Source organism: Enhygromyxa salina, from assembly GCF_002994615.1.
Lineage (GTDB): Bacteria > Myxococcota_A > Polyangia > Nannocystales > Nannocystaceae > Plesiocystis > Plesiocystis salina_A.
The window spans coordinates 1-14199 of the sequence record NZ_PVNK01000291.1 but is presented as its reverse complement, the minus strand read 5'-3'; the positions used below and the strand labels follow the sequence as shown (position 1 = coordinate 14199).

Sequence of the window (14199 nt, the reverse complement as noted above, 5' to 3'; positions counted from 1 at the left end):
GACGGAGATGGGGACGGGGATGGGGATGGCGATGGAGATGGCGAGGGCGACCTGACGCTGACCGCCATCGACCCGATCGGCGTGTACGAGACCGGCATCTTCGACGAGAGCGCCGCCGAGATCACCGCCTTCGATCCCGCGAGCGCCCGCCTCTTCGTGGTCAACGGCGCCGACGCCAGCGTCGACGTCCTCGATCTGACCGACCCGACGACGCCGACGCTGATCGACAGCTTCGACGTGATGCCCTACGGCGGCGGGGCCAACTCCGTCGCTGTGGCCGACGGCCTCGTCGCGGTCGCGGTCGAGGCGCTCGCCCCCCAGGACCCGGGCTCGGTCGTGTTCTTCACGGCTGCAGATCTGAGCGTGCTCAACCAGCTCGAGGTCGGGGCGATGCCCGACATGCTGACCTTCAGCCCCGACCACACCAAGGTCGTGCTCGCGTGCGAGGGGGAGCCCGACGACGACTACCTCCTCGATCCCGAGGGCGTCGTCTCGATCGTCGATGTCAGCGGCGAGGTCGAGATGCTGACCGACGCCGACGTGGCGAGCGCCGACTTCGGCGCCTTCAACCTGGCCAACATCGACCCGCAGATCCGCATCTTTGGGCCGGGCTCGACCGTCGCCCAGGACGTCGAGCCCGAGTACGTGGCGATCTCGGCCGACTCGAGCACCGCCTGGGTCAGCCTCCAAGAGAACAACGCCGTCGCCGTCGTCGACCTCGACGCCGCCACGGTCACGGAGCTGCTCGCGCTCGGCTATAAGAACCACTCGCAGCCCGGCAAGGGCCTCGACCCCAGCGACGACGACGGCGAGATCGCGATCGCCAACTGGCCAGTGCTCGGCATGTACCAGCCCGACGCGCTGGCCCGCTTCACCGTCGACGGCCAGGACTACGTCCTCAGCGCCAACGAGGGCGACTCCCGGGCCTACGACGCGCTCGACGAGGAGGTCCGGACCAAGGAGCTGACCCTCGACCCCCAGGTGTTCCCCGACGCGGCCCTGCAAGATGACGAGCAGCTCGGGCGCCTGACCGTGACCACCGTCAACGGCGACCTCGGCAACGACGGCGACCACGAGCAGCTCTATGCCTTCGGCACCCGCTCGGTCTCGGTCTGGTCGGCGGCTGGCGACCTCGTGTGGGACAGCGGCGACGAGCTCGAGCAGACCACCGCCGCCGCCTACCCCGAACAGTTCAACGCCAGCAACGACGAGAACGACTCGCTCGAGAGCCGCAGCGACGCCAAGGGCCCCGAGCCCGAGGGCGCGACCGTGGCCGAGCTCTGGGGCCGGCCCTACGCCTTCGTCGGGCTCGAGCGCATCGGAGGCGTCGTCGTCTACGACCTGTCGGATCCCCAGGCGCCGAGCATGGTGCTCTACGACAACTCGACCCGCGACTTCATGGGCGATCCCGAACAAGGCACGGCCGGGGATCTCGGACCCGAGGGGCTCGAGGTGGTTCAGGCCGCCGACAGTCCCAGCGGCGAGCCGCTGCTGATCGTCGCCAACGAGGTCAGCGGGACCGTGCGCATCTATCAGATCATCGCGGAGTGAGCTGCTCCTCGGTCCCTGTGCATGGCGCGTGCGGCACCGTTGGGTACCCGCGGCCAGGTGACGAGGTCTCGCGGGAATTTGTGTGGCCAGCGCTTGCCTCAGCGTAGGAGCGTGTCCCATCCTCGCAGGTCCACGCGCCGCTGGCGCGGGGAAGGGAGTCCATGTCCAACCACCAAGCTCTTCACAAACGCAGGCCCGCATCTCGCTGGGCCCTCTCCGACTCAATCTCACGATTCTCTCTTGCGGGAGCTGCAGCCCTCATCGCGTCGCTGCCCGCGCTCGCGCTCGCTGCACCACCCGAGGAGGCCGCGCCCGCGCAGGGGGCCGAGACGACCTCGAACGTCCAGGCCTGGGTCGACTATCTCGGCCAGTTCGTCAACGACGACATCGTTCAGATCGGCCTCAACGCCGTGCTCGCGATCCTGCTGTTCATTGGTGGATGGTTCGTCGCCAAGCTGATCTCGTGGGTCGTCTACCGAGCGCTGCTCCGGACCGACGTCGACAATCGCCTGGCCAAGCGCCTCGGCCTCGACCTGCTGTCTGACAAGGACGAGAAAAAGGGCGATCCCAACGCGCTCGAGAAGAGCATCTCGACCGGCGTCTTTTGGCTGTTGATGCTGCTGGTCATCGTCGCGGTGCTCGAGACGATCGGGCTCAGCCAGGCTGCGGCGCCGCTCACCGGCCTGGTCGACACCGTCGTTCAGGCGCTGCCGCTGCTGGCCAAGGCGACGCTGATCCTCGTCGTCGCCTGGGCCATCGGCACGATCCTGAGCAAGGTCGTCAGCAAGGCGATCGCGGCCTCGCGCCTCGACAAGCGCTTCGCCGAGCTCGGCAAGGACGAGGACGGCGACGGCGAGCCCGACGCGGCCGCCGAGGCGCGGCCCTTCTCCGAGTCCGCCGGGCTCGTCGTGTTCTGGCTGATCATGCTCTTTGGCCTCGCCGGGGCCGTCGACGCCCTCCAGATCGAGGCCGTCGCGGGTCCCCTGAGCAACGTGGTCGACACGCTGATGGGCCTGATCCCGGCGATCGGCATCGCCGCGGCGATCGCCGTCGTCGGTTGGGTGCTGGCCAAGATCGTGCGCAAGATCGTCTCGAGCCTGCTCGAGTCCCTCGGCTTCGACCGGCTGATGGCCAAGGTCAAGCTCGACGGCCTGTTTGGCGAGTCCAAGCCCAGCGCCGTCGTCGGCTGGTTGGCGATGGCCTTCGTCATCCTCCAGACCGCGATCGCGGCCCTCGATCGCCTCGGCCTCCCGACCCTGTCGGAGCCCCTGACCGAGATGATGCACGAGTTTTGGGCCATCCTCCCGCCGCTCTTTGTCTCGGTCGCCTTCGTGGTCCTCGGCGTGTTCGTCGGCCGCCTCCTGCGTGGCATCGTCAGCAAGGCGCTCGCGTCGATCGGCTTCGACCGCTTCCTCGCCAAGCTCGGGTTCGAGAAGATCCTCGACCGCGAGGACGAGCTCGGCAAGCCGAGCGGCCTCGTCGGTGGCCTCGTCCAGGGCGTGATCGTCCTGCTCGCCCTCGTCCAGGGCTTCAACAACCTCGGGCTCGAGCTGTGGGCCGGCTACGTCGACGCGTTCTTGACCTTCGCGGTGACCAAGGCGGTCGTCGCCCTGGCGATCATCCTGGTCGGCTTTGCGATCGGCGGCTGGGTCCGCGATCTGATCGCCGCGCGCCAGTCCAGCGGCGAGGCCGAGGTCGAGGTCGCGGAGGGCGAAGTGCCGCCCGCGCGCGAGCCCAACTGGATCGCCGAGTTCGCGCGCTACGCCGTGTTGGTGTTCGCGTTCCCGATGGCCGTCGCCCAGCTCGGCGTCGCCCCGCAGTTCGTGCTGATCAGCTTCGGCCTCCTGTTTGGCGCGCTGTGCCTCGCGATGGCCCTGGCCTTCGGCCTCGGCTCGCGCGAGCTCGCGGGTGAGCTCGTCCGCAAGCGCTACCAGACCCTGGAGCGTGAGCAACGGGCCAAGGGCGCGGCCAAGCCTGGCGGGCCCTTCGCCAAGGGGCCGGGCGTCAAGCTCTGACCCTCGCGTCGTTCGACGCCGCAGCGAGCCCCTCGCGCCACTGGCACGGGGGGCTCGCTCGTTTTGTTCACGCCCTCAGGCGCCGAAGCGGCCGAGCTCGACCGAGCCCGAGCCGTTCATCAACACGAAGGGCCGATCGCGGAAGCTCAGCCGGCCCGCGCCGTCATGGACGATCGCCGAGACCGTGCCCATCGCGTAGCCCATCGCGCCGCGGTTGAAGTAGCGGACCCGGGCGTTGACGGCCTCGGGCCGCCGGGCGCCTCGCGAGATCCACGCCTCGGGGCCAAAGCCCATGCGCACGTCGGCGTGGCGTCGCCCCTCGCCGCGGCCGATCGGCTCGACGAGGATGTCGACGTCGGTCGCGTCGGTCTCCCAGCTGGCGACGAGTCGCAGCGAGCCGGCGGTGGCCGGCCGGACGCCCGCGGCGCGGAGCCGGGCCTCGAGCGCGGGCGAGGAGTCGGACGCCAGCCACGCCGCGGCGACCAGCTCGCGATCCTCGCGCAGCAGCGACTTGACCCCGTTGAAGCGCCCAGCCGGGACCTGGGTCTCGATCCCGGCGCTCAGGACCTCGAAGGCCTGCTCGTACTCGCCGCCCTTCGCCAGCGCCCACGCGAGCAGGCGGTGGCCGTTGATCTGATCCGGCCGCTGCTCGATCGCCTTGCGGTAGCTGTCGATCGCGAGCGCGCGGCCCGACTCGCCGAGGAGCTCGAGCCGGGCCGCGGCGGCGCGGCGCATGTCGGCTCGGTGCGGGTGCAGATCGATCACCGAGCCGAGCACCCGCGCCGCGAGCTCTCGCTGACCGTCGAGCTCGAGCAGCTCGCCGAGGGCGACCAGGGCCAGGGTGTTGTCCGGCTCGGTCGTCGCCCACTCCCAGGCTTCGGCGCGGGCCTGCGCGGCGCGTCCTTGCGCGACCAGGCTCTGGAGCGACCCGAAGCGGCCCGACTGGGCCGAGCCCGCCCACTTCGCGCCCTTGGGATCGCTGGGGTCACCGGGGCGCCGGGTCCGGCGAGCCGCGCGAGGCCGCGACCGCGACGAGCGCGGTGACGACCGCGCCTCGGGCTCGAGGATGAAGGGATACTTGACCACGACCGCCGCGCCCGCCCGGGGCTTGGGGAACTTCCAGCGCCGCACGGCCGCGGCGATGCAGCTGCCGACCTGGTCGTCGCCGAGGGTGTTGCCCGTGACCGACGAGCTGCTGACCTCTCCGCTGCCGGCGATCCTGAACTGGACCTCGACGCGACCCGCCGCGTCGGGGTTGCGCGCGAGCCCGGCGTTGTAGCAGGAGCGGACCTCGTTGAGGTGCGCGCGGACGACTCGACGGATGACGTCCTTGCCGAGCGAGCCGCTGACCGAGGCCTGGGCCTGACGCACCTGCGGCGCTCGCTTGCCGCGGCCGCCAAAGCCCAGACCGGAGCCGCGACCGTAGCCGGATCCGGTCCCGCCGCCGCCCTTGCCGATCAGGCCCGTGTCGCCGACGCCGATCGAGCCCTCACCGCCACCACCGCCGCCGCGCCCGGTGCCGACGAACCCGAGCCCGCCGACGCCGTAGGCCTCGCCGACCTTCGAGCCCCCCAGGCCTCCCAACACCTCGTCCTCGCCCTCGGGCGACGCGAAGACCTGACCGCCTTGCTGGGCCATCACGCCCAGGACCCCGGCGTTGTTGCGACCCCGGGCGGCGGCTTCGTCGCGACTGCGGACGGAGGCGACGGCCCCGCGGGTCCCTCGCTCAGCTGGCGGCGTTCCGTCCGCGAGCCGAGCGTCGCTGCTCGGGGCTGGCCACCCGCTCGGGCCGCCGCCGCGGCGCAAGAGCTCGACGCCATCGGGCCCGACCGTGAGGATGTCCGTCCGCGCGGCCCGGCGGATGCCGTAGCGCTGGTACTCGGCCTCGCTCTCGAGCACGAGCAGCGCGGTGTGGCGGGTCAAGAGTCGGTTGTCGACGGCGAGCTCGACCAGGTGGTCGCGGACGAGGGCCGCAGCCTCGGGATCCCTCGTCTGCTCGAGCTCGCGCTGGAGCTCGTCGACCCGGGCCTGCGCGACCGCGCGCAGGACCAGGGGCACCGCGCCGTCGAGGGTCGGGACCGCGTGGTCGGGCAGGCGCGGATCCGAGAACCCGAGGTAGACCTCGTCCGGGGCGGTGTCGGGGAAGCTCGCGACCACGACCACGTCGTCGCCGGGCGCGAAGCCGTCGAGCGAGCGCGGGTAGGACCAGTCTGCGCCCGCGACCGAGACCTCGACCGAGTCGAAGCCCGGGCGCGAGAGGGACTCGACCAGCGCGGCCCCGTCGAGCTCGGGTCCGACGACGAAGCCCGCCCGCCCAGCCGCCGACGCGAGCGCGCTCAAGGCCTGGCGGTCGGCCGAGGTCGAGGGCGCGTAGGCGTCGATCCGGTCGAGCCCGAGCGCCCCCGCGGCCGCGGCCAGGGCCACGCCCTCGACCTCGCCGGCCGTGGCGACGCCGTCGGACCAGACCAGGAGCCGACGAGCCCCGGCCGCGCGGACCAGCTCGTGGGACAGCGCGCCGTGCAGATCCGAGGCCCCGAAGGCCCGACGCTCGCGCAGCGACGCCAGCGGGGCACCGAGCGCGTCGGCAGCTGGCCCGTCGTGGATGAGCGAGACCGTCTGATCGAAGGCCACGACCCGTACTGGTCGCTGGTCGAGCGCGGCGAGCGTCTCGCCGAGCCGATCGACCTCACGGTCGAAGCTCCGGGCCGTCGACGCGCTCGTATCGAAGAGCAGGGTCAGGCTGTCGACCCGGTCCTCGCGGTCGGCAGCGGCGAGCCGCGGGCGGACGCGGACCGCGACGAGCTCGTCGGCTCGCAGCGCGGCCGCGTCCCCGGCCCCGTCGAGCGCGACGACGAGGTCGCGCTTGGGCGCGAAGTCCCGCTCGCTGACTTCCATCACCCGCTGAACCGAGTTCGGCGCACCCGCGCGGGGGGCGGCCGTGTTCACGACCACGCGCAGGTCGAGCTCGTCGAGCTGCGGGAGCCCCTGGAGCGGGAGGCGGTAGCTCTCTTCACCGCCGACGAGGGGCTGGCTGTACGAGACAATGATCTGTTTGCGCTCGCGCGGCAGGATCGGGAACACCCGCGCCGACACCCGGTTGGCCCCGGCCTTCTCGAGCAGGGCCGGGTCGACCCGTGGGCGCCAGTGAAGGTAGGTCTCGAAGGTCTGGCGGCCCTTGTCGCGCTCGACGACCTCGCCCTCCATCCAGCGGCGCCCGATCTTCATCGCGAGGCGCGAGAGGGCGGCGCCCTGAGGCACGTCGAATTCGAAGCGTCCCTCCCGCCTCCGGTCTTCGGGGTTCTCGAAGGTCAGGTGCAGCTCCGTGAACGCGAGCGGATCCTCGATCACGACCGTGCCCGTGACCGAGACCAGGCGCAGGCCCGAGCCGTCGCCCGCGGTCAGGGCCATCGGCGCCCGCTCGATCGCCGACGCGCGCCAGTCGACCCGCGGGGCGAGCTCTGCGCGGGCGTGCTCGACGAGCTTGATGTCGAGCTGGGGTGGGGGAGGGCGGTCCTGCGCGGTCGCGGCGAGGGTCGGCTCGGCGACGCCGCACGAGAGCATGAGCAGGCAGGCGGCCAGCAAGCCGAGGGCGGCGCGGATCGGGGAGGCACGGAAAATTCGAGGCATGGCGCGAAATCCGGGCACGAGACATCTGCGGCTGTGCATGGTTCCGTGGGGACGGCGCGTCCTGTGACTTGATCCCGGCGGCGAGCTCGTCGGGAGCTCCGCGGGACAGACGGCGCCATCAACGGTCAGGGTCGCGCAGGACCCCACCGTGGGGGCGGACGATGAACCACACGACCAGACCGAGCAGCGCGAGCTGCTGGACCAGCGACACGCTCAGCATCGCAACCATGGGCATCGGCGGCAGACCGAGCAAGAGCACGAAGCCCGCGACGATCAACACGAGGCTCCGAAGCCCGCGGACCTCGGCCGCCCACAGGCTCAACAACCACAGCGCTGCGAAGCCCGCGTAGGGGGGCGCGAAGGGGCTGCGCAGGCCGCCGAGGGTCAAGACCGCGAGCCACAGCCCAACCTGAACCCGCCGATCTCCGCCGCGCAAACCCGCGCCGATGCTCAGCCCAACCACGGCGAGCGAAAACACGCTGCCGACCATCGCGGCGCTCGCCCAGGCGTCGTCGATCGTGAGCCCGAGCGCCTCGAGCTTGAAGGGAACACCGAAGGGCGCGAGGTTCGAGGCGACCTCTTCGGGCACGCTGGTGAAGAACTCGAGGGCCTCGCCCGAGCTCAAACGCGGGAGCTCGTAGGTGACAAAGGCCTCGAAGGGCGCGGGCCCAAACACGAGCAAGGCGAGCAGCGTCCACCCGAGCCCGAAGCCCGCGGTCCACAGGGCCTCGCGCCAGCGCCGTTGGGCGAGCAGCACGATCCCGAGCAACCCCGGCGAGATCTTGGCCAGGATCGCAAACGCCAGCAGCGCGCCGCCGAGGGCCGGGCGCTCACGCTCGAACGCGATCATCCCGACGACCGCGGCCACGACCACCGCCATGTGCACGTTGCCGAGCTGGAGCGTGACCATGACCGGCGGCGCGATCCAGATCAGCGGTCCGAGCATCAGCGCCCGGATCCCGGCGCGGGCGTCGGTCTCGCCGATCCACCCGGCCACGAACCACAGCCCAAACGCGAGCCACAGACCCCCGGCGCCGAACCACAGCGCTCGCTGGACGCTGAACTCGTCGCTGAGCGCGATCACGACACGCGGCACGAGCAGGAACTGGGGCGGGTAGGCGAAGGCGTCGAGATCGAAGGGGGCGTAGGCCTCGGCTTGGGCCTCGCCGGTCGCGCTGTGACCGATCGAGGGCCACCAATCTGCCTCGTAGAGGTTGTCGACGCGGGCGTCGGCGAGCTTCGCCGCCTGGACGTAGGCGGTCACGCACGCGTGATAGTCGTAGCGTTCGACCAAGGGCACCGCCGAGCCATCAACCCGGTCGGGGTCGCCGATGAAGGTGCTGACCCGCGCCGTCTGGACGACCGCGAGGATCCCGAGCAAGGCGACCAAGGCCGTCGCCCCGCGCTTGCGACGAGCGAGGCCGTCGAGCAGGGGCGGGGTCCGGGCGATCATGAGCGGCAGCGTCGCGGTCGAGAAGCCGGCGACGGCGAGCAGGGTCAGCGCCGCCGCGGCGATCCCGGGCCCCGTCTGCCCGACGATCGGCGCCGCGAGGATCGCCGCCGCACCCGGGATCACCCACCGGAGCCACGCTCGGGCCGGACCAAGCCAGCGTCCGCCGACGGCCGCCGCCGCGACGACGAGGGCCGCGATCGTGATCCAGCCCGACTCGCCGCTGCTGCCAAGCCCGACGATCAGCGGCCGCCACAGCCCGTGAGCGACGACCGGCGCGAGGATCAGCGCCCACAGGGCCGCGAGGGCCAGGCGCTCGGGCGAGGGCCTGGGTTGAGGATCGGGCGTCGCTCCATCAAGCATCCCCGAGTTTAGCGCGGCGCTCGGCCCATCGAGCCTTGGACTGTGTTGGCCGGCCTCCGTGCGCGAAGCAGGACGCGCGCGCTTTGGTCGAATCTCGGGGCCGGGGCGAAGGCGTCGGACCGCTCGCGCCCTTCGGCCCCGCCGAATTCGAGCGCATGCGCGCGCTACTTTCGTGACCCCAAGCAGCCCGGGCTGCAAGGGCTACATGGCGACAAGAACCACCCGAGCGCGCGCGCGCTCCCAACGCGCCAGCGATCTTGGCAAGGCGCTCGTGCGACCCGTCCCGTAGATCGTACCATCGGCCGATGGTCTCGAACCGCGCCGCGTCCTTCGCTCTCGGGCTCTCGTTGGTGGTCTCGCTCGCGTGTGCGAGCGGAGATCCGGAGTTTGGCACGGACACCTTCGTGACCCTGACGCTGGGCCAGGACACCAACAATGGCGAGACCGGTGGCGACGGTGGTGACGGTGACGGTGACGGCGACTCGGGCGACGGCGACTCGGGCGACGGCGACGGCGACACCAACACCGGGCCGATGTGTGGCGACGGCATCGTCGAGGGTCTCGAGTTTTGCGACAACAACAACCTCGCGGGCCAGAGCTGCACGACCCTCGGCTTCGACGGTGGGGTCCTCGGCTGCCTCGATGACTGCGCGGGCTTCGACGTCAGCAACTGCTTCAGCGAGAGCTGCGGCAACGGCATCATCGACGGGGCGGAGGTCTGCGACGGCGGCAACCTCGACGGCAACACCTGCGCCTCGCTCGGTTTCGACGGCGGGACGCTGGTCTGCGTCCCGGGCTGCGCGGCCTTCGACACCAGCGGTTGCACGATCGAGACCTGCGGCAACGGTCTGGTCGACAACGGCGAGGCCTGCGACACCAACAACCTCAACGGCGAGAGCTGCCTGACGCAGGGCTTCACCGGGGGCGCGCTGGCGTGCCTGGCCAACTGTGACGGCTTCGACACCAGCGCCTGCACGAGCGAGGCGTGCGGCAACGATGTGCTCGAGAACGACGAGCTGTGCGACGGCAGCAACCTCAACGGGGAGAGCTGCGAGTCCTTCGGCTACGGCGGCGGGACCTTGCTGTGCAGCGACAATTGCAGCGGCTACGACATCGGCTTGTGCCACGACGGGGACTGCTGCATGTCCCAGGCGAGCCCCGGCTGTGAGGTGCCCTTCGTCGAGAACTGCGTGTGCGGGCTCGATTCCTACTGTTGCGATACGGAGTGGGATCTGACCTGCGTCGGGATCGCGGTCAACGACTGCCAGGCGCAGTGTTGAGCGCGGGCGCGTCGACGCCGAGGGGCGTCCAAGACCGAGCCCGCTCGGGGCCCATCGAGCGAGTCAACCCTCGGGGTTCGGGTTGATCTTCCCGGTCCCGGTCCCGCCCACGTAGGCGTAGCTGTCGTACTGATCCCAGCCGATCACGACCACGCCAAAGGGATCGTTGCCGCCCTCGAGCAGGTGGACGCCGTCGGGCACGCTGACCCGAGCGACCTCCCAATCACCGTTGTCGACGGGCTCGAAGGCCATCTCGTCGACGGGCACGCCGTCGATCTCGATCGTGGCCCCGGCCGCGCGGGTCAGCATGAGCGCGTCGTTGACCCAAGTGCCCGGGACCAAGACCACGTAGCGCGGCAAGAATTGCTCGGTCGCCGGAAACTGGATCATCGCCGGATCACCGACTTCGGTCAGCCCCGGGCCGAGGTTGAAGGCGCCGATCATGTAGCCCATGACCGCGATCGGTCGGTCGGCGCTGATCGCGAAGTCGGCCTCGGTCCCGGGCGGCGCGGTCACGAACATCTCCTCGACCTCGCCCTTGTTCAGCTCGAGGCTCGGCCCCGGCAGCCCCGACAGCGCAGGGTCGTAGTCGAGGGTCACGGTCGTGTCGTCCTCGGACGCGTAGATCTGCCACAGCGTGGCCTCGGGCGCGGCGAGGTCGCGGACCGGGACGTGGGCGGCGACGAATTCCTGACCCCACAGGCGCACGCCGGACAGCTGCTCCTCGAGGTGGTCGCAGCAGCACACGCCGCCGGGGATGTTGGCGCAGGTGTGGCCCGAGAACAGCGCGATCGGGTGGTCGGGGTCCGAGTCGACCGTCGCTCCGGTCAGGGCCTCGTTGGCGTCGACGGGGTTGATCGAGACCGTGTCGCCCTCGTCGATCTGGATCACGATCGCCTGGTTGGCGCCGGTCGCCGGGACCCCGCCCGCGCCGACCGTCGCAACCGGCGGCGTGAAGGTGATCTCGGTGTTGTCGAAGGCCGCCGCGATCGTCACGTAGGGCCGGCTCGAGGGCGAGGGCGCGGCCCAACTGACGACCTGGTTGAGGTCGTCCCAGCTCGCGACGGGGTAGAGCATCGAGGCGTCGGACAGAAGCGAGGTCTGACCGTCGATCGGGTTGAATTGGTAAGCGATGATCGGGGTGTCCGAGACCACGCGGTAGGCCCCGCCGACCTTGACCCCGGTGCCCTCCTGGTGGAAGTCGGGGATGTGGAACTCGTGGAGGTCGAGGGCCGCGACCTCGACCGGGCCCTCGACGACGACCCAGTTGCCGCCGCTCTTGCGCTCGACGATCACGCTGGCGGGGTCCTGCTGCTGGACGTTGGAGACGACGACCGCGAACTGAATGCCGTCGACGTTGTTGTCGAGGTCGGTGGTGTAAAACAGGCACCCGACCGAGGTCTCGCCGGCCTCGGCCTGGTCACAGGTCTCGGGGATGATCGGGCCGTCGCGGCCGCCGGTCTCGCCGATGTCGCCGAGCGCGGCGAGGTCGAACTTGATGCCGCCGGAGTCGCCGTCGTCGTCGCCGTCACCGTCGCCGGGGTCGCCGTCGCCGTCACCGTCGCCGGGGTCGCCGTCGCCGTCACCATCGCCGGGGTCGCCGTCGCCGGTCGTCGTTGGGTCGCCAGTCTCGTCACCGAGGGTTGTCGATGCTCCTGCGCCGCTTTCTCCCGTTTTGGGATCGGCACAGGCGAGCAAGGGCACGAGGCAAAGCGGCGTCCAGCGCATCGTCATGGCACTCAGTCTACCCTCAGAGGCGGACGAGGTCCGGCGCAGGTCCTCGGCGTCCTCGGCGAGGTCCCCTGCCAACATCGTCGCTCGCGTCGATGAACCATCGCCGAGCCGTCTGATCCGCACCGGGCTCCAGCTCGACCTGCACCAGGCCACGCCGGAGCCTCGCGAGGATCCAACTGACGAAGATCTCGTCAGTTCGTCACCCAACTGACGAACAATTCGTCAGTGCCATCTGCGCACCCTCTAGCTGCCCGAGAACGACGTTCTGTAGCGGCGGAATTCTGGCACAGCCCTTGCGAATAGGCGGCGCGACCATGCAAAAGCGCCATCTCCACTCCCTCCCTGCTCTGCTCCTCTCGCTCGCCGCTGGCCCCCTCGCTTGCTTCCAGGGCGACGACCTCGACCTCGACGACCTCGCCGAGGCCGAGACCGAGGCGCTCGATGAAGACGGTGGTGAAGACCCCGACGAGGGCGAGCATCCTGCTCTCGAAGCGCCGGCCCCCGCGGAGGGTGACACCACGCCCGAGCTGACCTTGCTGGTCAATGGGTCGTCGACGCCCGAGCTCGTCCGCTCGGCGACTGAGCTGGTGATGTCTGCCGAAGTGAGGGACGACATCGGCGTCGAGCGGGTCGAGTTCTACCTCGGCGAGGAGCTGGTCGAGACCGACACCGAGGCGCCCTACGAGGCCCGGCTCGTCGCCCCCGACGCGAGCTTCAACGGCGCCCACGCGCTCGTCGCCGTCGCCTACGACGAGGCCGCCAACACCACCGAAGACGCGATCGAGCTCGCGGTCGAGATGCCGGAGACCGGGACCCTCGAGTGGGTCTACGAGGGCGCCCCTGGCGAGGACTGGGTCGGCGTGTTTCCGGGTCCCGACGGGGGCGCGCTGGTCGTCGGGCGCGATCGACTGCTCCGGGTGTCCGCCGAGGGCGAGGCGCTGTCGAGTTGGGACTTCCCCTATCCGATCTCGGTTGCGACCGCGGATCACGGCGGTGGGATCATCGCGCTCGGCGCCAACGCGGGCACCGCGGGCACCTTGTTCTTCTCCCGCTTCGACGCCGATGGCATCGTAACCTCGGTCCAGCTGGTCCCGGAGTTCGGCGACGTCGAGGAGGGCTTCTCGATCACCGACGCCGCCGTCGGCCACAACGACCGCCTGATGATCGCCGCGCTCAGCTCCTACGCCGGACAGGAGACCGCGCGGCTGTCGAGCGTCACCAACACCGATGAGGTCGTCGAGGAGTGGCACCGCTACCAGCTGCGCGAGGGCGAGCGCAGCCTCGGCGCGCCCGCGCGCGTGGCCGTTGGGCCGAGCGGCGAGATCTTCATGACCGTCGAGTTTGCCCTGGACTCCGACTCTGCGTGGGGCCAGGTCCGTCGCTACGGCCAAGGTGGCTACCAGCACTGGTACAGCGAGGACGCCCAGCCCAAGTCCTCGGGCGACCTCGCGCTGGCCGTCAACGAGCACGGCGTGTTCGCGGGCGGGCGCCAAGAGGGTGAGGCGGCGATCCGCAAATTCGACGAGCTCGGCGAGCAGCTCGGGCTCTACTACCTCGACGGCGAGGCGCTGACGGCGATGGAGCTGATCGACGACGAGCTCGTCTACGTCACCCGCGGCGGGAACAGCGTCGACGGGGTGGTCGGGCGCATGTCGGTCGACGGTGAGCCGCGGTGGTCGGTCACCACGGACGAGGGGCTCGCCAACCCGTCGAACCCCGAAGACCTGGCGGTGACGCGTGTCGGCCATGTCTACGTGCTGAGCGAGCTCGACCTGGGCGCGCCGCGCCTGGCTCGCTTCCATCCCTAGTCCCAAATCAAGCGCTGAGTTCAAGAAGCTGAATGATTCAGGGCTAGTACGAGCCGCAAGGCGAGCGTTTGGGGTGAGCGGAGGGGGCTTTGCCGCCGGAGCGAGGGGCCTTTTTGAAAGGCCCCTTGAAGGCGAGTAGGAGCCGCAAGGCGAGCGTTTGGGGTGAGCGGAGGGGGCTTTGCCGCCGGAGCGAGGGGCCTTTTTGAAAGGCCCCTTGAAGACTAGAAGGCCTGAGTCGAGCGCGCAGCGCTTGATTCAGGCCTAGCAGCCCGGGGTGCAATGCCTCGCGCCGCCTCGCTTGGCCTTTTCGCCGAGGGCTTTGTCGCCAAAACTTGCAGTACGCCCGGTACAGCGGCGTTTTGGCTTCGCGC

7 protein-coding genes are annotated in these 14199 nt (G+C 70.5%); 4 read left to right on the top strand and 3 right to left on the bottom strand.

What is annotated here, in order from left to right:
* Both ENSA5_RS33645 and ENSA5_RS33640 read left to right on the top strand, forming a co-directional pair.
* On the top strand, positions 1-1551 hold a 1551-nt coding region (locus ENSA5_RS33645), incomplete at its 5' end, for a choice-of-anchor I family protein (RefSeq protein ID WP_106395824.1).
* Between the two features lie 161 nt (positions 1552-1712).
* Complete coding sequence (locus ENSA5_RS33640; protein ID WP_106395823.1) at positions 1713-3566, top strand: mechanosensitive ion channel; 1854 nt, start codon at positions 1713-1715, stop codon at positions 3564-3566.
* Between the two features lie 75 nt (positions 3567-3641).
* On the opposite strand, the gene ENSA5_RS33635 is transcribed toward ENSA5_RS33640, so the two are convergent.
* Positions 3642-7193: an AgmX/PglI C-terminal domain-containing protein gene (locus ENSA5_RS33635; RefSeq protein WP_181198432.1), complete on the bottom strand. Its 3552-nt coding sequence runs from the start codon at positions 7191-7193 to the stop codon at positions 3642-3644.
* Between the two features lie 118 nt (positions 7194-7311).
* Positions 7312-9006, bottom strand: coding sequence for a glycosyltransferase family 87 protein (locus ENSA5_RS33630; protein WP_106395821.1), 1695 nt, complete (start codon positions 9004-9006; stop codon positions 7312-7314).
* A gap of 305 nt (positions 9007-9311) precedes the next feature.
* Between ENSA5_RS33630 and ENSA5_RS33625 the strand changes: the two genes are divergently transcribed.
* Entirely contained in the window at positions 9312-10286 is a 975-nt protein-coding gene (locus ENSA5_RS33625; RefSeq protein ID WP_106395820.1) for a hypothetical protein, read from the top strand.
* A 63-nt stretch (positions 10287-10349) separates the two neighbouring features.
* Here the strand turns inward: ENSA5_RS33625 and ENSA5_RS33620 are convergent, their stop codons facing one another.
* Complete coding sequence (locus ENSA5_RS33620) at positions 10350-12020, bottom strand: IgGFc-binding protein (protein ID WP_106395819.1); 1671 nt, start codon at positions 12018-12020, stop codon at positions 10350-10352.
* Positions 12021-12334: 314 nt separating this feature from the next.
* On the opposite strand from ENSA5_RS33620, the gene ENSA5_RS33615 reads away from it, so the two are divergent.
* Positions 12335-13828, top strand: a complete 1494-nt coding sequence (locus tag ENSA5_RS33615) for an Ig-like domain-containing protein (RefSeq protein WP_106395818.1) — start codon at positions 12335-12337, stop codon at positions 13826-13828.
* The last annotated feature ends 371 nt before the right edge of the window (positions 13829-14199 follow it).

What these genes read in the sequence shown, in the direction of transcription:
- ENSA5_RS33640 (WP_106395823.1), top strand. Translation starts at nt 1,713, where the DNA reads ATGTCCAACCACCAAGCTCTTCACAAACGCAGGCCCGCATCTCGCTGG.
- ENSA5_RS33635 (WP_181198432.1), bottom strand. Translation starts at nt 7,193, where the DNA reads ATGCCTCGAATTTTCCGTGCCTCCCCGATCCGCGCCGCCCTCGGCTTG.
- ENSA5_RS33630 (WP_106395821.1), bottom strand. Translation starts at nt 9,006, where the DNA reads ATGCTTGATGGAGCGACGCCCGATCCTCAACCCAGGCCCTCGCCCGAG.
- ENSA5_RS33625 (WP_106395820.1), top strand. Translation starts at nt 9,312, where the DNA reads ATGGTCTCGAACCGCGCCGCGTCCTTCGCTCTCGGGCTCTCGTTGGTG.
- ENSA5_RS33620 (WP_106395819.1), bottom strand. Translation starts at nt 12,020, where the DNA reads ATGACGATGCGCTGGACGCCGCTTTGCCTCGTGCCCTTGCTCGCCTGT.
- ENSA5_RS33615 (WP_106395818.1), top strand. Translation starts at nt 12,335, where the DNA reads ATGCAAAAGCGCCATCTCCACTCCCTCCCTGCTCTGCTCCTCTCGCTC.